Here is an 18,700-nt window from a genome sequence, read left to right on the forward strand (position 1 = left end):
ATAAAATTTTAGCTTGATAATGATATGCTTTAAATAGGTTTAACCGATTAATCATTGCTTTTTCTATACCAGCAGTTTTATGACCGATGTTATTACCTACAAAATAGTACATAATTTACCTCATATAATTAAGTTTATTTTACAAACATTGTAACATAATAAAAACTTATAATATTAATAGAACTAATAAACATTTAAAAATAATTCACACGAAAATACATACTACTAACAATATTTACCTCTTTATAATCAAAAAATTTAAAATAACGAGTCACTTACAAACGAGCTTATAATAAACTTTATTGTTTATGAATACAACTATTGTGATAGCACCCACGATAAACGGTTTTTAATTGTTTGTCATGGTTACTCCACTTAGTATATTTCTGTTCTTGTAGTTTCACTCATCAGTATTATAGCCAAGTATGTTGTTAAATTTGTTAAAAAGTATAAATAATAGTGAGTTTTAAGTTTTGAGTTAAGTTACTCTCTATGAGCAAATGTTTCTATCGTTGTTTTAATCTCATCTCTTACACGTTGAAATTCTGACCAATCTTTACCAGCAGGATCATCAAATCCCCAATGTTCTTTAGTGACGTTTTTAGGTAAAACTGGACAGTTTGCATCTGCATCACTACACAATGTGACAACTATATCAGACTCTATTAAAATGTCATTGTTTATTAGGGGATGAACTCACTCACTAAGTAACCTATAAGTAATAAAGCTAAAATAATCCATGAAATTTTAAATAATCGTGTGTCTCGTATAGCATTTTTAGGTTCAAAAATACTTGATATATCAAATGTTTTAGGGATGGATTTTCTAAAGTAAAACCATAATATTAAGATACTAGCTAATAGAGAAAATAAATTAGGTATAAACATACGCTTTAAATATTCAACAAATTCAATACCAAAGTAATCTGCTGATACAATGTTAACCAAATTACTTACAACAAGTGGTAATGATGTGGAATATACGATAAACCCACAAGCTATAATAAAAGGAAACACTAGCTTTTTATTGAAACCTAAATTTCTTATCATCGCTAAAGCGATAGGCGTCAAAATTAAGGTTGCTCCATCATTAGCAAAAAATGCTGCAATAATTGCACCTAATATCATGATAAACACAAACATTTTTAATCCATGTCCTTGTGATGCTTTAACCATATGTATGGCAGACCACTCAAAAAATCCTATTTCATCAAGGATTAATGAAATAAGGATAACTGCGACAAAGGTAAGTGTGGCATTTTAAACTATACTTGTCACTTCTAATATATCTGAGACACTCACTACTCCAGTAACGATAGCTAAAAGCGCGCCGATGACTGCAGAAATCCCTATATCTAATCCTTTTGGTTGCCAAATTATTAAAGTTACTGTAATAAAAAATATAGTAATGACTAATACAGTAATCATGAATTTCACCTTTCTTCATAGCATGACACATTCTTGGTTCACTAGTCGAATGTATTAAATGTAAATAGTTTGTCAATAGCTCAGGTAACCTATAATTGAATTGATGCATTTGTTTGAAGTTCATTTGTTAGTAAACACGTATGTGTGATTAATAAATACTTTAATCTGATGACTTAAAGTTGGTTGTAAACGTTATAATATGTATGTAAATTACAAGTGCATAAATACACTACAATAAATTAAATCTAGAATTTCTGATTTATTTAGATTCGTAACGACCTTTAATAAATTCAACATTGAATGTTTAGCATGGGGTGAGTTTCTTTTGTGTTACATTATGTATCATCGATATTGATGATGCTAAAAAATTGCCAGTTGCATCTTATAAACTAAAAATACAACTGGCATTGTAGTTGAAATTCAATGTTTTATTTGCGATATTTCAGACGTGCGAAAGCATCATGCTGGTGGATAGACTCTTCATTACGACATTCAATATCGAACCCTTCAATCCAGTCAAATTCAACTAAGTCAGCTGCAATTAGTCGAATTAAATCTTCAACAAATCGTGGATTTTCATAAGCGCGTTCTGTTACTCGTTTTTCATCAGGACGTTTTAAGATTGGATATAAGATAGAACTAGCGTTGGCTTCCATAGCGTCTAAAATTTTATCTTTATAATCATCGATGACATCATTATTTTTATCTAAATATGCTTTAACTGTAACGATACCACGTTGATTATGTGCGGAATATTCACTAATTTCTTTTGAGCAAGGACATAGTGTTGTTACTTTGGCTTGAATAGTTAATTCTTTGCGTGTAACGGTATGATTTTCAATAGCCAAACCATAAGTAACATCTGCGTGGCCTACAGCTTTAATATTAGTCACAGGACTATAACGATCAAAGAACCATTTACCTGACACATCAACACCTGCAGCATTTTGATTCATTTTATCTTGTAGAGTACGCAACAATTGATGTAGTGTGTTAAATTCAAGTTCAATGCCATTATCATAATGTTTTTCAACGCTTTCTAATATGCGACTCATATTAATGCCTTTTTCATTTTTATTTAAACTCGTTGAAAAACTAAATAAACCAGCTGTTTGGTACTGATCAATTAAAACTGGATAAGTTAAATTTTTAATGCCTACTTCCTCTATTTCAAATAAGAAATTTTTATGAGTACTTTGTAAATCGGTCATTTCATTTTTAGTAGTTGGTTTCGTACCTTTGACAGGGTCAACAGAACCGAAATGTTTCCAACGACCCTCTCTAGTGGATAAGTCAAATTCTGTCATGTTTTACCTCCATTTAAGATTCAAAGTGATATGTCCAAAATGGCTCTATTTTTAAGAAACTTTGTGCTTGACCATCTATTTCGGGACTAGCAAGTTGTTTTAAAAATGGTCCTGTTTGTGAAGCATGTGCTTCAAAAGCTTTAAGTTTTATATCACTATATTGAGATATGTCATTTTGAATATCAGGTTCTCCAAGAATTTCTGATGCATCATTGCTAAACGCTACAAGTGTAAGACGGGGTCGATCTGATTCATGCATGCGTCCAACTGTACGTACTACAGCTTCTGCAGTTGCCTCGTGATCAGGGTGAACTGCAAATTTAGGATAGAACGAAATAATTAATGATGGATTTGTTTCGTCAATAAGTGATTGAATCATTTGATCCATTTGATCGTAAGGTTCAAATTCAACAGTTTTATCTCTTAACCCCATTTTCCTTAAATCTGTAATCCCAATTGCTTTGCATGCTTCTTCTAACTCACGTTCACGTATAAATGGTAAAGATTCTCTTGTTGCAAAAGGAGGGTTACCTAGATTACGTCCCATTTGTCCTAGGGTAAGACATGCATATGTGACGGGAATACCTTTTTCAATATAACTTGCGATAGTTCCAGCAGACGAAAAAGTTTCATCATCAGGATGGGGGAAAATCACAAGTACGTGTCTTTCATCAGTCATGATTGGCAACCTCCTTTATATAGTAAATGGCTGTTTACTTATTTCTATTGTAGCAGCCAATTGTCCTTCATAATTAAAACCTGCAATTAAAAATTCGTTATTCTCATTAACTTCATAGTGCGTAAGTCCTTGCACGTAAACCCAGCCACCATCTTTTAATTTAAGACCTACACGATATGGATCTTTGTCGCCGCCTTTAAGTTGTGCATGTTCAAAAGTCACGACAATATTTCTTAAAAATGTTCCAGCGTTAAATACGCGTTGATCGAAATGATTTGCATAAGCACCATTTGTTGTTTCAACGTGTAGGTAAACAGGCTGATTTGAGTAAGAAGTTAATAAATCTAGCACTTCTTGTTCTTTAATTGGTTCCAACACGTTCACTCCCTTAAACTAAACAATATGTCAGTGACGGACTACCGATAAACATATTATTTACCAGCAAACTCGTTTATCTATCTATTTTACTAGAAAGCTATGTATATTTGTACACGAATGCTCGATTTAATTAGGAAAAATTCAAGAAATAACGTTGAATATTACATATAGAGCGTTAATATGTTTAAAATCTTAATCATTTGTTACAGTATAATTTAAGAGATATAAAAGAGTAAGGCGTTAGTCATCAATCATTGTGATATTGAAATTAGAGGTGTTTGATATTGAAAATTATTAATTTAGATTCAAAAAATCTTGCGTCATTTTATGTAGCATGCGAGTTGTTTAAACAAATACAGCAGCACCCTCATGCCAAACTCGGTTTAGCAACTGGTGGAACTATGACTGACGTATATCATTACTTAGTAAATTTATTAATCAAAAATAAAGTTGATGTGTCGCAGGTTGAAACATTTAATTTAGATGAATATGTAGGTTTAAAAGCAAGTCATCAACAAAGTTACCATACCTACATGAATAAAGTGCTATTTGAGCAATATCCTCATTTTGTTAAAAATCACATTCATATTCCTGATGGCTTATCAGAAAATCTAGAAGCAGAAGCGGAACGATATAACAATTTATTAGATGAAAGAGGGCCAATCGATATTCAAATTTTAGGAATTGGAGAAAATGGTCACATTGGTTTTAATGAACCAGGGACTGACTTCAATAGTGAAACACATGTGGTGAACTTAACAGAAAGCACCATAAAAGCAAATAGTCGATTTTTTGACAATGAAAAGGATGTTCCTAGACAAGCAGTTTCAATGGGGGTAAAAAGTATTTTAAAAGCAAAAAGGATTATCCTACTCGCATTTGGTCCAAAGAAAAAAGAGGCTATAAGTAAACTGTTAAATGAACAGGTTACCGAAGATGTACCTGCGACCATTTTACACACACACCCTAATGTTGAAGTTTATGTAGACGATGAAGCAGCGCCAGATTGTTTATAATTATATAGTTGTTTTATATGTTTAATAAGTTTAGCGAAGGGTATACAACTATAAGCAAAAGAGAATTTCCCAAAACGAAAGGATGAATTTCATTGGAACTACAATTAGCCATTGATTTATTAAATAAAGAAGAAGCAGCAAAATTAGCTCAAAAAGTTGAAGAATATGTAGATATTGTTGAAATTGGTACGCCAATTGTAATTAATGAAGGGTTACCTGCAGTTCAACATTTAAATGAAAATATTAATAATGCTAAAGTATTAGCTGACTTGAAAATTATGGATGCAGCAGATTACGAAGTGAGCCAAGCAGTAAAATATGGTGCAGATATTGTTACAATTTTAGGTGTTGCTGAAGATGCTTCAATTAAAGCAGCAGTTGAAGAAGCGCATAAACATGGAAAAGCATTGCTTGTTGATATGATAGCAGTGCAAAACTTAGAACAACGTGCTAAAGAACTAGATGAGATGGGTGCAGACTATATCGCAGTTCATACAGGTTACGACTTACAAGCTGAAGGAAAATCTCCATTAGACAGCTTGCGTACAGTTAAATCTGTTATCAAAAACTCTAAGGTTGCAGTAGCAGGTGGTATTAAACCAGATACTATCAAAGATATTGTTGCTGAAGATCCAGATTTAGTTATTGTTGGTGGCGGTATTGCGAATGCTGACGATCCTGTAGAAGCAGCAAAACAATGTAGAGCAGCTATTGAAGGTAAATAAGATGAGTGAATTTAATAATTATCGTCTTATTCTTGAAGAGTTAGATTCTACTTTATCTCAAGTAGATAATACAGAGTATGAACGTTTTGCTAATGATGTTATAGGTGCAGATCGCATATTTACAGCTGGTAAAGGTCGTTCAGGTTTTGTTGCTAATAGTTTTGCAATGCGCTTAAATCAATTAGGTAAAAATGCCTACGTTGTAGGTGAGTCAACAACACCTTCAATTAAAGAACATGATTTGTTTATTATTATTTCAGGTTCAGGTTCTACAGAACATTTAAGATTATTAGCTGAAAAAGCACAATCTGAGGGTGCAAAAATTGTCTTATTAACTACAAATGCGGAATCGCCAATCGGTAATCTTGCAGAGACGGTTGTTGAATTGCCTGCAGGTACTAAACATGATGTTGAGGGTTCGAAACAACCACTTGGTAGTTTATTTGAACAGGCTTCACTTATATTCTTAGATAGTGTTGTATTACCTTTAATGGATGCATTTCACATTAGTGAAAAAACAATGCAAGAGAATCATGCTAATTTAGAATAACTAGAATGAGAGATGAGCACTTTTGTCTATGATTAGACAAAGGTGCTTTTTTAATAAATGGTGCAACATTACTCCTTTAAGTGTATATTTATAATATAACTTTAACTATGAGGTGAACATCATGAATTTTGATAGTTATATTTTTGATTTTGATGGAACGCTAATTGATACAACAACATGTCACGTCAAAGCTACGCAAAGCGCTTTTAAAAGATTAAATTTAGATGAACCTACAGAACAAGCTATTTTACATACATATCATTTAAATTTATATAACAATTTTAAAGCGCTAGCTTCACATGAACTGTCTTTTTATCAAATAGAAAAATTAATAGATGAATACAATCATTGTTTTAGCAACGATGAAATACATCAATCAAAAGAATATACCGGAATAAGTGAAGCATTAAAATTTTTACATAACCAAAAGAAAAAAATATTTGTAGTGTCTAATAAAGAAATACTAACAACTCAAAAGTATTTAGATTATCTCGGATTAAGCCGTTTTATAACTGATTCATTAGGTGTCTGTATTAAAAATGAAGACAAACTTCTTTGTGAAACGATTCAAAATTTGATACAGAAACATCATTTAATGATAGGTAAAACCGTGTATATAGGGGACACAGCACAGAATATCAAGAGTGCGAATCAAGCTCATGTGCAAACATGCGCTGTCACATGGGGAGCACAATCTGCACACGAATTGTTGCATGAAAATCCTCATTATATTGTTAATGATCCAGAAGAATTTTTAACAATTTTATAATATTTTCAATGGTAGGATGATAATTCATGAGGAATTTTATCCTACTCTTTTTTTAAAACTATGAAGCAAGTATAATGTAAACATAATTATATAAAGTGTTTACAAATGGTGATGAAGATGAAAAAAATAATGGAATATTTACAGCATTATATTAATCAATACCCGCATCGATTAGCTTTAGTGTTTGAAGATCGACATCTAACGTATGGAGAATTAAGTAAAGAAATTTATCAGGCTAGTATGCGCTATAAAGAAGTAAAATTAAACAAAAAAGTAGGTCTAATGGATGAACATCCTGTAAATAATATTATTAACTATTTTGCGGTACATCAAAGAGGTGGAATTCCTTGCATTTTTAATCATCAATGGAGTAATGAAAGGATACATCAACTTGTAAAAAGTTATGACATACAATGGTTAATTAAAGATAATCATCTTACCTCAAATCATGATAACTCAATTTATAATGATGAGGTTATCCCACGTAATGTTATACATATAGGTTTCACGTCAGGAACTACAGGTTTACCCAAAGCGTTTTATAGAAATGAACATTCTTGGATAGTTTCTTTTAAGGAAAATGAGAAATTACTCCAGCATTGTGAAGAAACCATTGTAGCACCGGGTCCTTTATCACATTCACTTTCATTGTACGCATGTATTTATGCATTAAGTACTGGAAAAACATTTATAGGTCAAAAAAATTTTAATCCACTATCTCTTATGCGTCTTATTAATCAATTGAACAAAACGACAGCAATATTTGTAGTGCCAACGATGGTACAACAACTTATTTCAACTCAACGACATTGTTCATCGATTAAAAGTATTTTGAGTAGTGGTGCTAAACTTACATTGCAACAGTTTCAACAAATCAGAAATTTATATCCACAAGCAAATTTAATAGAATTTTTTGGGACATCTGAAGCAAGTTTTATAAGCTACAATTTTAACCAATCATCTCCTGCTAATTCTGTTGGTAAACTTTTCCCTCATGTCGAGACACGATTATTAAATCAAGATGATGATGCAGTAGGATTATTAGCCGTTAGAAGTGAAATGGTGTTTAGTGGTTATGTTGGACAAAGCAATCAAGAGGGGGCATGGATTAAAACAGGCGACTTCGCTTATATTAAAAATCAACATTTGTTTTTAGTAGGTAGAGAGAGTGATCGTATTATAGTTGGGGGGATTAATGTATATCCAACAGCTATTGAAAGCTTAATTATGGATATTGAAGGCATTGATGAGGCCCTTGTCATTGGTATACCACATGCTAAATTTGGAGAAATAGCGATATTGCTTTATTCAGGTAAAGTACAATTGAATTACCGACAAATTAAATCTTTTTTAATGAAACATCTTTTAAGACAAGAAGTTCCATCAAAATTAAAGAAAATTGACCATATGATTTATACAGAATCAGGAAAGATTGCTAGAAAAGAGATGAAAAATAAATTTATTAATGGAGAGTTATAAAAATGAAACAACCTGTTATTATTGCAGCAAAACGTATAGCTTTCGGTAAGTATGGTGGCCGATTGAGGCATTTAGAACCTGAATCATTACTAGAACCTTTATTTAATCATTTTACAGATCAGTATCCAAAAGTAATGTCTCTTTTGGATGACGTCATTTTAGGTAATACGGTAGGTAATGGGGGGAATTTAGCTAGAAAATCATTACTTGAAGCGGGATTAGATTTTAAAATACCTGGTATAACAATTGATCGTCAATGTGGCTCAGGTCTTGAAGCCGTTATACAAGCCTGTAGGATGGTACAAAGTGGTGCTGGAACAATATATATTGCAGGTGGTGTTGAGAGTACCAGTAGAGCACCTTGGAAAATCAAACGTCCGCAGTCAGTTTATGAATCTGAGTTTCCACAATTTTTTGAACGGGCGCCTTTTGCAAGAGAAGGAGAAGACCCTTCAATGATTGAAGCAGCCGAAAATGTAGCGAAGAAATATCATATCAGTAGAAATGAACAAGATGACTTTGCGTATCGCAGTCATCAGTTGGCATCAAAAAATATGAATAACGGTAATATTTCCCAAGAAATTTTACCGTTCAAAGTGAAAGGTGAATATTTTAATCAAGATGAAAGTATTAAACCTCAACTTACTCTCAGAACACTTGGCAGACTTAAACCACTTTTAAATGAAGGAACAGTCACAGTAGGAAATAGTTGTAAGAAAAATGATGGTGCAGTATTACTGATTGTTATGGAAGAAAATCGGGCACGTCAATTAGGATTCACAGAAGGGATTAAGTTTGTGAATAGTGCAACTGTAGGTGTTCAACCACAGTATTTAGGAGTAGGTCCAGTGCCAGCAGTAAATCAATTATTAGCTCAAGAACGATTAACTATAAATGATATAAATGCAGTAGAATTAAATGAAGCATTTAGCTCTCAAGTTATTGCGAGCCAACAACAGCTTAACATTCCTTTGAATAAGTTGAATTGTTGGGGAGGAGCAATTGCTACAGGGCATCCATATGGTGCAAGTGGAGCAGCGTTAGTCACACGTTTATTTTATATGAAACATCAATTTAGAACTATAGCAACTATGGGAATAGGTGGAGGGATAGGAAATGCAGCTTTATTTGAAAGATGGTATGGAAATTAGAGAAGTTCAATTTACAAATGAAGAAGTTCAAAATTATTGCGAATTGCTTAATATAAAGTATGACCATTATGTTCCTACTCTTATGTGTGCCAAGTTATGGCCACAATTTGAGTTATTTCAATCTTTTTCAAAGAAGCCTATCATATTAAAAGAGACACACATTAAGACACAACATCAACTTCAAGTCGATTGTACGTATGAAGCGACATTGCATAAGGTTTCACAAAAATTAATTAAAAATATCATTAAATATACATATGGACTCGAAATCAATAAAGATAAAAAACATTGTATGTATATAAAACAAATATTTATCGAGGTAAGATAAATTATGAAATTTACAATAGAAATGGTGAATGAATATTTAACTATAGTTAATGATGAGAATCCGATCCATCGTTCCATTGTACCAGGACAACTCATATGTGAAAAAGTATTTTCTGAACTTAATGTGAATTGGATGAATTACAAAATTAAGTACTTAAAACCTATAAATATAGATGAAGAAGTACAATTTTTAATAAAAGAAAATGATGAAATTGTAGTTTTTAAAACATATGATGATACCAAACTAACAATTACTAGAAGTTGAGAATGATAAAAATAATAATCTTTTTTTAAATTAAATAATTAAAAACGCCAATGTTAGCAATGCTCAAAGGTTCTCTCCGAGCTACAAAAGGGGACAAGTTTTGGCTAACATTAGCGTTTCTCACTTGTTAAGGTGAGTGTTAATTTAGGGATGATAGAATGTCTTTAAACCTAAACGTATTAAGGGACTAAATGCTTTAAAACTCATTTTATTTGGGACTGGAAAGACAAAAGTGCTAAATCTCAATTAGGTTTGATGCAATGTCTAGTTGTCTAGAATAACGTTAACGATATGAGTAACTTGTCGGCATGTTGTCAACGTCATTCTCTAGTAGAGAGAGCAATTGATAGATTTCATACTTATTAAAAGTTTCATCACACTTTATAGTAATTGTCTTGAAAGTTTTAGTTATGATTTCATAAATGGGTGTTCCATTTTCTATATTTCTTCTGTAGATAATCATGTTGTTTATACCTCCCTTGCCTCTCTACACTTTAAATAATAAAAGATAAATCATAAGAAATCATGGGTCTGTAGTATCAAATTTACATACGACGATAAACTGATTACTTTCTAAGACTTTATATGTATACAATATTTATTATGGATTGAAAGGAAAGAGAAGAGACGCTGAGACATAATTCCTAGCAAAATAGCCAGTAAATGGATTTTCATAAATTCATTTATTGGCATCTTTATTTAAAATAATTCGTATTGTTGGCTCGCTTTCTTAGGTGACAGCTTCAGCCTGTAGTCTTCAGCTTGTCCTGTTCCCTCAAGAGTCTCGCCAAAATACTTTGTGTTTATATGTAATTTTATATTAAAATACTTTGAAAAATAAGGTGCTTTCGTATAATTTAATAAATACCACTAAACTAAATTAACGAGGTGTCTTATGTATAAAGATTATAATATGACTTAACATACTCTACCAATAGAAACTTCAGTACTTATCCCCGCGAATGATATTTCACGATATGTACATGATATTGTAGAAACAATTCACGATACTGAATTCGATGAATTCAGACATCCTCGTGGCTTAATATAAGAAAAGTAATAGCTCAACGAGCTGAAAATCATCAAAAAAATTATAAAAAAGACAATTCCTATATTATTTCAATAGAAATTGTCTTTATTTACTTATTTTGGAACTTTTTGTTCCAGGCTTTCCACATCTATATAGATATTGATTTAATTATAATTACAATGTTTGTAGGAATTAAATGAGACTATAGATGAGGGGTAAAATGTACTAGTATTTATATATATCGTATTTTAAACCTCAGTGACTTCAACGTTAATCTGTTCAATACGGTTATATGCACCATGATCAACAGGTCCTACAAAGTCATTCATTTTCCAACCATTTTTGATTGCTGAAGCTACAAATGCTTTAGCAGCAATGATTGCTTCTTTTGGAGATTTACCGTTCGCAAGATAAGCTGTTGTGGCAGCAGCAAATGTGCATCCTGCACCATGATTATAACTTTGTTGGAACATGTCAGTAGTTAATTGATAAAATTGTTGGCCATCATAGTACAAGTCATAAGATTTATCTTGATCGAGTGCTTTACCACCTTTAATAATGACATGAGGTGTGCCTTTGTCATAAATCACTTGAGCAGCTTTTTTCATATCCTCAATTGATGTTAATTTTCCTAAACCAGAGAGTTGACCTGCTTCGAATAAATTCGGGGTAACAACTGTAGCTTTAGGTAGTAAATATTGAATCATTGCTTCTGTGTTTCCTGGGTTAAGTACTTCGTCTTCTCCTTTACAAACCATTACTGGATCAACTACAAAATAGTCTGCACCAGATTCAACAAAAACATCTCCGGCACGTTTAATAATGTCTTGTGTCCCTAACATTCCTGTTTTAATAGCATCAGGTCCAATTGATATTGCAGTTTCAAGTTGTTTTTCGAAAACATTCATATCAATAGGTGTTACATCATGGGACCATGTTTCTTTATCCATTGTTACAATAGATGTTAAAGCGACCATTCCATATACATCAAGTTCTTGGAACGTTTTAAGATCTGCTTGCATACCGGCACCAGCACTTGTATCTGAACCAGCTATCGTTAATACTTTTTTTAAAGCCATCATTCATTCACTCCCATTAATTTCTAGTGTCTTTATCATATCATGTTTATCGCGTACGCTAAATTATTATAATTTTAAAATGCAAATCAATCATCATACTTAGCTATTGTATTGATGTTATCTTTAATTCGTGATTAATAGGTAAGAATGTCATCTCATTCTTACTTAAAAGGTCTTCAGTTAATTTTATTTTGAAAATTTGATTGCTAAAGTAAGGCTTAATATAATAACTTCTTTCTTTACTTTCCATCACTAATTGATATTGTGTGTAATGTATTTTATTGGCATCGATAACTGCACCTTGAGGGATACTGACTGATTCTAGAACTTTAAAACAATTCATTAAATTTTCATCTTCATTATGGGAACAGCGTAGTTGGTGTCTTAAATATGTAGCGCGTATAAAACGATCTGTTGACGTATAACCACCCGGTAAGCCATTTGTTCCTGCTTCACAGCCCATTGATCTTACTAGCACTTTACCTATTAATTGATTGGTTGATTTCTGTGGCGTTAAAAAAGCGTAATTTCTTAAGTTAGATAGATGCCAATCTAATTTAGGTTCATTTGTTAAGGTATGAACATAATTATCTTTAACTATTAATAAGCCATTGTGAGGTTCTATGGCTACGGTATGTCCTGTTTCATCAGTGACCATGAAATGTAAAGGAGGAACGATATTCAAAGTCGTATTTTTTTCATTCATAATATTGATTTTCTTAACCTTTTGTTTTAATTCGCTAATACTTTTATTAAAACCTAAAACCCAAACAATAAACTCCTCAGGTGCTAAGTTAAAATAACCATAACGTTTATGGGTACTGTATGAGGCTTCACCAGTGAAGTAATGGTTCGAAATAGCTAAACCTTTTTCGTTTATACCATCACCAAATCTATAACGTCCTACTTTTAAATTTGTTCCAACAAAACCATATTCAAGACGCATGTCTGAATCTAGATCAAATTGGTAGTGATAATGGCGTGGAACAATGGTTGGGATACCATTAAATTCAAATGCAAAGTCCATTGTTCTAGCTAAATAATGGTAACGTTGTTTTGTATATAAAGAAATGGCAGTACACATATATAACACTCCAAACTACTGAAATTTATCTATATTAATTGTAATATAGATAAAAATGCGCTTATTGTAAACCTGAATCATATAAAAGTTTACAAAAATTAATGCTTATAAAATCAGTCATTTTTCTAATATGAATATGTTAAAATGTAGCTTGAGGTGAAAACGAATGAAATGGTCAGAGGTATTTCATGATATAACAACGCGCCATGATTTTCAGGCGATGCATGACTTTTTAGAAAAAGAATATACGACTCAAACCGTCTATCCAGATATACAAAATATCTATCAAGCATTTGATTTAACGCCGTTTGAAGATATCAAGGTTGTTATTTTAGGGCAAGATCCTTATCACGGTCCTAATCAAGCACATGGTTTAGCATTTTCAGTGCAACCTCATGCTAAATTTCCACCATCTTTAAGAAATATGTATCAAGAACTAGAAAATGATATAGGGTGTCATAGAACTTCGCCTCATTTACAAGACTGGGCAAGAGAAGGTGTCTTGTTATTAAATACGGTATTGACTGTTCGACAAGGTGAAGCACATTCACATCGAAATATTGGATGGGAAACATTCACGGATGAAATCATACAAGCTGTTTCTAATTATCGTGAGCATGTTGTTTTTATTCTGTGGGGAAGACCGGCTCAACAAAAGGAACGATTCATTGATACATCTAAACACTTAATCATTAAATCGCCACATCCTAGTCCACTATCGGCTTTTAGAGGATTTTTTGGTTCTAAACCTTATTCAACTACAAATAACTATTTAAAATCTAAAGGGAAAACACCAGTTCAGTGGTGTGAAAGTTAGGTGAGAATAATGAACAAAGAACAAATTCTACAATTGATTGAGCAAGAATTGATACAAGCAGATGAAGCTCAGACAGATACGGAATTTGAAAAGCATATGTATGCTATACACATGCTCACATCTCTTGTTAGTTCTCATCAAAGTCGTTCTACAATAGAGAAATTAAATCATTCTAAACCAATGAATAGTAATATCAAAGATGATTATGAGATGAAACAACAGTCTTCACAAAAACATCATGTAACTGCAGCTGAAATAGAAGCAATGGGTGGTAAAGTACCACAATCAATGAAAAAGCATCATACTTCTAATAATATGATGATTACAGATGATCAAGTTGGTAATGGTGAATCTATTTTTGATTTTTAAATATAAAGGAGTACATTCAAAATGATGAAAGTTTTTATTATTTTAGGTGCATTAAATGCAATGATGGCTGTCGGTACTGGCGCATTTGGAGCACATGGGTTGGAAGATAAATTATCAGATAAATACATGTCAATATGGGAAAAAGCAACAACTTATCAAATGTATCATGGATTAGGTCTGTTAGTTATAGGTTTAATAAGTGGTACAACATCAATTAATGTAAATTGGGCTGGTTGGTTATTATTCTTTGGTATTGTCTTTTTCAGTGGTTCCTTGTATTTCTTAGCCTTAACACAAGTTCGTATTTTAGGTGCAATTACGCCAATAGGTGGTGTTCTATTTATAATTGGTTGGCTTGTTCTTGTGATTGCTACACTTAAATTCGCTGGGTAATCACTTCATATAATCATGTTACAATATGACAATCTTTACAATTTAATGGTAAAAGTTCATGAGTTAATTCACTCACCTTTTAGGGTATACTATACTCTCGAGGTGAGTTTTATTTATGGAAAATAAAAATAACAATGTAGATAGAGGTAACCTTAAGCAGAATCTTTCCGAGAAATTTGTATGGGCTATTGCATATGGTTCGTGTATCGGATGGGGCGCTTTTATATTACCAGGAGATTGGATTAAACAATCAGGGCCTATTGCTTCTTCAATAGGTATAGTAATCGGTGCGTTATTGATGATTCTTATTGCTGTAAGTTATGGCGCACTCGTTGAAAAATTTCCTGTTTCTGGTGGCGCATTTGCTTTTAGTTTTTTAAGTTTTGGAAGATATGTAAGCTTTTTCTCTTCATGGTTTTTAACATTTGGCTATGTTTGTGTTGTTGCGTTAAATGCGACAGCATTCAGTTTGTTGATTAAATTTTTATTACCAAATGTTTTGAACAACGGTAAGTTATATACAGTAGCTGGTTGGGATGTTTACATAACTGAAATTGTTATCGCAACTGTGCTACTTATAGTGTTTATGTTGATTACTATTAGAGGTGCCAGTGTGTCTGGTTCGTTACAATATTACTTCTGTGTTGCAATGGTCCTTGTAGTTGCACTTATGTTTATAGGTTCTTTCTTTAGCAGTCACTTTAGTTTGAGTCATTTAGAGCCATTAGCAAGTGTAGATAAAGGATGGTTTCAATCAATCATTATGATTGTCTCTATTGCACCATGGGCGTACGTAGGGTTTGATAATATACCGCAAACTGCTGAAGAATTTAACTTTTCTCCTAACAAGACGTTTAAACTTATTGTTTATAGTTTACTAGCTGCGTCACTCACTTATGTAGTGATGTTACTTTACACAGGCTGGCTAAGTACACAAGCAACAAGTTTAAATGGTAACTTATGGCTTACAGGTGCAGTGACTCAAGATGCATTCGGTTTTATTGGCCTTGCAGTATTAGCAGTGGCAATTATTATGGGGATTTTTACTGGATTAAATGGATTTTTAATGAGTTCGAGTCGCTTATTATTTTCAATGGGGCGCTCTGGCATTATGCCAACAGTATTTAGTAAATTACACAGTAAACATAAAACACCATATGTCGCTATTATCTTCCTAGTAGCTGTATCTTTAATTGCTCCTTGGTTAGGTAGAACGGCATTAACATGGATTGTAGATATGTCATCTACAGGTGTTTCAATTGCATATTTTATTACTTGTTTATCTGCTACGAAATTATTTAGTTTTAATAAACAGAGTAATACGTATGCACCAGTTTATAAAATTTTTGGTATTATAGGATCGATTGTATCCTTTGTGTTCTTATGTTTATTGCTTATTCCAGGTTCTCCTGCAGCACTTTCGATACCATCATACATCGCTTTAGGAATTTGGTTGGTAATAGGATTAATCTTTTTTATCATTCGCTTGCCAAAACTTAAGAAAATGAATAATGATGAATTGAGTCGATTGATTTTAAATCATTCTGAAGACGAAGTTTTAGAGATGGTTCATGAACCTGGTCAATCTAATTCAACGAATAAATAGATTTAAAAGTTATTTCGTGACAATTTTATAAAGAGGCTGGAACAAAAAGGTCCAAGATAAGTAAAAAAAGACAATTTCTATTGAAATAATATAGAAATTGTCTTTTTTATAATTTTTTTTGATTATTTTCAGTTCGTTGAGCTGTTACTTTTCTTATATTAAGCCACGATGATGTCTGAATTCATCGAATTCAGTATCGGGAATTGTTTCTACAATATCATTTACATGTCGTGAAATATTATTTGTGGGGATAAGAACTGAAGTTTCTATTGGTAGAGTATGTTGAGTCATGTTATATTCTTTATACATAAGGCACCCGGTTAATTTAGTTTATTGGTATTTATTAAATTATACGAAAAGGCCTTATTTTTTAAAGTATTTTAATATAAAATTACATATAAGCACAAAGTATTTTGGCGAGACTCTTGAGGGAACAGGACAAGCTGAAGACTACAGGCTGAAGCTGTCCCCTAAGAAAGCGAGCCAACAATACGAAGCATTGTAAATAAAAAAGCCAGTAAATGAATTTATGAAAACTCATTTACTGGCTATTTTGCTAGGAATTATGTTCCAACCTCTTTTTATTTATCATATATTTTTTAACAATATTTAACTATAAATTTAATTGGTTAGAGTAACGTTAATTTTTTAGCGAATGATTTTATTGATATTACAATCTTTTTCTGGTACGAGCAAAACCTGAAATAACGATTTTAGAAATTTGATCAGCAAATAATAAACCTAAAGCAATAGCACCTGCTATTAATGTCACTTCAAGCATTGTGTTAATCGCCTTTCCAAAGTGTAATAACACTAAATTTTTAGTGGCATCATAAGCAAGTCCTCCTGGAACCAGAGGTATAATACCTGTAACCATAAAAATAATTACAGGCTCTTTTTTTCGGCGGGCCATATAATGACTAAGTAAACCTAACGCTAAACTACCGAAAAAGCTTGAGTAAATCGTATGGAGTTCAAAGCCGTTAAATAATACAGTATAAACCATCCATCCACAAGCGCCGACAAAGCCACAAGCAAAATACAACTTCCTAGGGGCATCAAATATGACACAGAAAAAGAGTGAAGCAAGAAAGCTAAATATAAAATTAAATATCCAAAACATATGAGTGCACTCCTAGACTAAAATTAATATTGAACTTACACCAGCGCCTATACCAAAGGCGGTGACTAAAGCTTCTAAAGATTTTGTAGTAAACATTAACATATGTCCTCCGAATAGATCTTGGATAGCATTTGTAATCAGTACTCCAGGTACAATCGGCATGACCGCTGCAATGATAATTGTAGCTAAATCTCCGCTAGGAACAAATGCATGTCCAATTACAGAAATAATACCTATTACCAAAGAACCTATGAATTCTGGAATAAATTGTGCGTGTAGCTTTCGATCTAATATTTCTACTACTAAGTATCCAATCGTTCCAGCTAATACAGCTGTGATGATATCAACCAGACGACCTCCCTGTAGATAGAGGAAGCTCGTAGCGATAATTGCTGCGGCAATTCCTTTAAAAGGGAGACTGCTATCTCTTTTAGCAACATATATTTCCTCTAATTGATACTTAGCTTCTTCAAGCGTCATTGTGCCATTTGTAATTTGACGTGAGATTTCATTAGCTTGAGAAATTTTTATTAAGTTCGTATCTCGAGTTTTAATTCTATACAACCGAGGATATGCTTCATTATGTAAAACAAATTCAATTACAGTATTAGTCACGAAACTATTACTTTCAGGATAGCCCAATTTTGTAGCAATACGTGCCATGGTATCCTCTACCCGTGTACCTTCAGCTCCAGATTCAAGTAATATACGAGCAGCAATCATAACAACATCTTTTATCAATGCTTCACGAGATGTTTCAATTGTATCCTTATTCATTTCATCACCAAATTTTTTTAAAATTAAGAATAAATCATTATTATAATTATAGTAAAGGTTTTAGGAAAACGCCACAACCCTTGAGGTTTACATGACGTGCAACTTGTTATTTAAAGTCATTTTCATAGAGTTAAGCAGATAAAATAATGATTTATAGGTGAATTTTATAATAAATATTAAAAAAAACTTTATAGTTGTACATTTACCTTTCTATAATGTTTCAAATGTTTCAAAAAGGTTAAAATAATATTAGTTAACGATGACAGTGAATATATTGAGTAGCGACGGTATATTCTATGAGGTTAACTATATACGTAGTAGTGATTTAAAGTTCTCCCAAGGATACTAC

The 18,700-nt window shown here is 32.3% G+C and carries 21 protein-coding genes and 1 pseudogene; 12 read left to right on the forward strand and 10 right to left on the reverse strand.

Annotated elements, in window-relative coordinates; translation table 11 throughout:
• Positions 1-483: 483 nt before the first annotated feature.
• The 5 genes and pseudogenes from ACFFJP_RS19880 to ACFFJP_RS19900 all read right to left on the reverse strand — a co-directional run bounded on the left by ACFFJP_RS19880 (position 484) and on the right by ACFFJP_RS19900 (position 3,788).
• Entirely contained in the window at positions 484-684 is a 201-nt protein-coding gene (locus tag ACFFJP_RS19880; RefSeq protein ID WP_107506572.1) for an arsenate reductase/protein-tyrosine-phosphatase family protein, read from the reverse strand.
• Positions 684-1,427: pseudogene (locus tag ACFFJP_RS19885) on the reverse strand (ArsB/NhaD family transporter). The gene ACFFJP_RS19880 and the pseudogene ACFFJP_RS19885 overlap by 1 nt, the downstream one beginning before the upstream one ends.
• Before the next feature lie 428 nt (positions 1,428-1,855).
• The gene (folE2, locus tag ACFFJP_RS19890) at positions 1,856-2,734 is read right to left on the reverse strand and encodes a GTP cyclohydrolase FolE2 (protein ID WP_001832035.1); all 879 of its coding nucleotides are present in this window, start codon (positions 2,732-2,734) and stop codon (positions 1,856-1,858) included.
• 13 nt (positions 2,735-2,747) lie between these two features.
• Positions 2,748-3,413 (reverse strand): bacillithiol biosynthesis deacetylase BshB2, encoded by a 666-nt coding sequence (gene bshB2, locus ACFFJP_RS19895; RefSeq protein ID WP_002456851.1) that lies wholly within the window; start codon positions 3,411-3,413, stop codon positions 2,748-2,750.
• Positions 3,414-3,428: 15 nt separating this feature from the next.
• Entirely contained in the window at positions 3,429-3,788 is a 360-nt protein-coding gene (locus ACFFJP_RS19900) for a YojF family protein (protein ID WP_001832163.1), read from the reverse strand.
• A 287-nt stretch (positions 3,789-4,075) separates the two neighbouring features.
• On the opposite strand from ACFFJP_RS19900, the gene nagB reads away from it, so the two are divergent.
• The 8 genes from nagB (at position 4,076) to ACFFJP_RS19940 (ending at position 10,073) form a co-directional block, all read left to right on the forward strand.
• Positions 4,076-4,807: a glucosamine-6-phosphate deaminase gene (gene nagB, locus ACFFJP_RS19905; protein ID WP_001832077.1), complete on the forward strand. Its 732-nt coding sequence runs from the start codon at positions 4,076-4,078 to the stop codon at positions 4,805-4,807.
• 92 nt (positions 4,808-4,899) lie between these two features.
• Positions 4,900-5,532 carry a 3-hexulose-6-phosphate synthase gene (gene hxlA / locus ACFFJP_RS19910; protein ID WP_001832167.1) on the forward strand — a complete coding sequence of 211 codons (633 nt, stop codon included), beginning with the start codon at positions 4,900-4,902 and terminating at the stop codon, positions 5,530-5,532.
• Position 5,533: 1 nt separating this feature from the next.
• The gene (gene hxlB / locus ACFFJP_RS19915) at positions 5,534-6,082 is read left to right on the forward strand and encodes a 6-phospho-3-hexuloisomerase (RefSeq protein ID WP_002456012.1); all 549 of its coding nucleotides are present in this window, start codon (positions 5,534-5,536) and stop codon (positions 6,080-6,082) included.
• 121 nt (positions 6,083-6,203) lie between these two features.
• Complete coding sequence (locus ACFFJP_RS19920; RefSeq protein ID WP_002438724.1) at positions 6,204-6,851, forward strand: HAD family hydrolase; 648 nt, start codon at positions 6,204-6,206, stop codon at positions 6,849-6,851.
• A 117-nt stretch (positions 6,852-6,968) separates the two neighbouring features.
• Positions 6,969-8,330 carry a long-chain fatty acid--CoA ligase gene (locus tag ACFFJP_RS19925; protein WP_377248544.1) on the forward strand — a complete coding sequence of 454 codons (1,362 nt, stop codon included), beginning with the start codon at positions 6,969-6,971 and terminating at the stop codon, positions 8,328-8,330.
• Positions 8,331-8,332: 2 nt separating this feature from the next.
• Positions 8,333-9,481, forward strand: a complete 1,149-nt coding sequence (locus ACFFJP_RS19930) for an acetyl-CoA C-acyltransferase (RefSeq protein WP_001832124.1) — start codon at positions 8,333-8,335, stop codon at positions 9,479-9,481.
• The gene (locus ACFFJP_RS19935; protein WP_001832023.1) at positions 9,447-9,809 is read left to right on the forward strand and encodes a VraC family protein; all 363 of its coding nucleotides are present in this window, start codon (positions 9,447-9,449) and stop codon (positions 9,807-9,809) included. The genes ACFFJP_RS19930 and ACFFJP_RS19935 overlap by 35 nt, the downstream gene beginning before the upstream one ends.
• Positions 9,810-9,812: 3 nt before the next feature.
• Complete coding sequence (locus ACFFJP_RS19940; RefSeq protein WP_001832117.1) at positions 9,813-10,073, forward strand: hypothetical protein; 261 nt, start codon at positions 9,813-9,815, stop codon at positions 10,071-10,073.
• Between the two features lie 283 nt (positions 10,074-10,356).
• Here the strand turns inward: ACFFJP_RS19940 and vraX are convergent, their stop codons facing one another.
• From vraX to ACFFJP_RS19955, 3 genes are all read right to left on the reverse strand, one after another.
• Entirely contained in the window at positions 10,357-10,536 is a 180-nt protein-coding gene (gene vraX, locus ACFFJP_RS19945; RefSeq protein ID WP_002438726.1) for a C1q-binding complement inhibitor VraX, read from the reverse strand.
• Positions 10,537-11,351: 815 nt separating this feature from the next.
• Positions 11,352-12,185 carry a bifunctional hydroxymethylpyrimidine kinase/phosphomethylpyrimidine kinase gene (gene thiD, locus ACFFJP_RS19950; protein ID WP_001832111.1) on the reverse strand — a complete coding sequence of 278 codons (834 nt, stop codon included), beginning with the start codon at positions 12,183-12,185 and terminating at the stop codon, positions 11,352-11,354.
• Positions 12,186-12,285: 100 nt separating this feature from the next.
• On the reverse strand, positions 12,286-13,266 hold the full coding sequence (locus ACFFJP_RS19955) for a choloylglycine hydrolase family protein (RefSeq protein WP_002438731.1): 981 nt from the start codon (positions 13,264-13,266) through the stop codon (positions 12,286-12,288).
• Between the two features lie 166 nt (positions 13,267-13,432).
• Here ACFFJP_RS19955 and ACFFJP_RS19960 point away from each other — a divergent pair, with 166 nt between their 5' ends.
• The 4 genes from ACFFJP_RS19960 to ACFFJP_RS19975 all read left to right on the forward strand — a co-directional run bounded on the left by ACFFJP_RS19960 (position 13,433) and on the right by ACFFJP_RS19975 (position 16,451).
• Positions 13,433-14,083: a uracil-DNA glycosylase gene (locus ACFFJP_RS19960; protein ID WP_002456854.1), complete on the forward strand. Its 651-nt coding sequence runs from the start codon at positions 13,433-13,435 to the stop codon at positions 14,081-14,083.
• A gap of 9 nt (positions 14,084-14,092) precedes the next feature.
• Positions 14,093-14,452 carry a DUF5327 family protein gene (locus ACFFJP_RS19965; protein WP_001832078.1) on the forward strand — a complete coding sequence of 120 codons (360 nt, stop codon included), beginning with the start codon at positions 14,093-14,095 and terminating at the stop codon, positions 14,450-14,452.
• Between the two features lie 21 nt (positions 14,453-14,473).
• On the forward strand, positions 14,474-14,845 hold the full coding sequence (locus tag ACFFJP_RS19970) for a DUF423 domain-containing protein (RefSeq protein ID WP_002456855.1): 372 nt from the start codon (positions 14,474-14,476) through the stop codon (positions 14,843-14,845).
• A 115-nt stretch (positions 14,846-14,960) separates the two neighbouring features.
• Complete coding sequence (locus ACFFJP_RS19975) at positions 14,961-16,451, forward strand: APC family permease (protein ID WP_001832531.1); 1,491 nt, start codon at positions 14,961-14,963, stop codon at positions 16,449-16,451.
• 670 nt (positions 16,452-17,121) lie between these two features.
• Here the strand turns inward: ACFFJP_RS19975 and ACFFJP_RS19980 are convergent.
• Positions 17,122-17,574 carry a threonine/serine exporter family protein gene (locus ACFFJP_RS19980; RefSeq protein WP_001832133.1) on the reverse strand — a complete coding sequence of 151 codons (453 nt, stop codon included), beginning with the start codon at positions 17,572-17,574 and terminating at the stop codon, positions 17,122-17,124.
• A 12-nt stretch (positions 17,575-17,586) separates the two neighbouring features.
• Positions 17,587-18,351, reverse strand: a complete 765-nt coding sequence (locus ACFFJP_RS19985) for a threonine/serine exporter family protein (protein WP_001832039.1) — start codon at positions 18,349-18,351, stop codon at positions 17,587-17,589.
• Between the last annotated feature and the right edge of the window lie 349 nt (positions 18,352-18,700).

Source organism: Rheinheimera tilapiae, assembly GCF_042432165.1.
GTDB lineage: Bacteria > Pseudomonadota > Gammaproteobacteria > Enterobacterales > Alteromonadaceae > Pararheinheimera > Pararheinheimera tilapiae.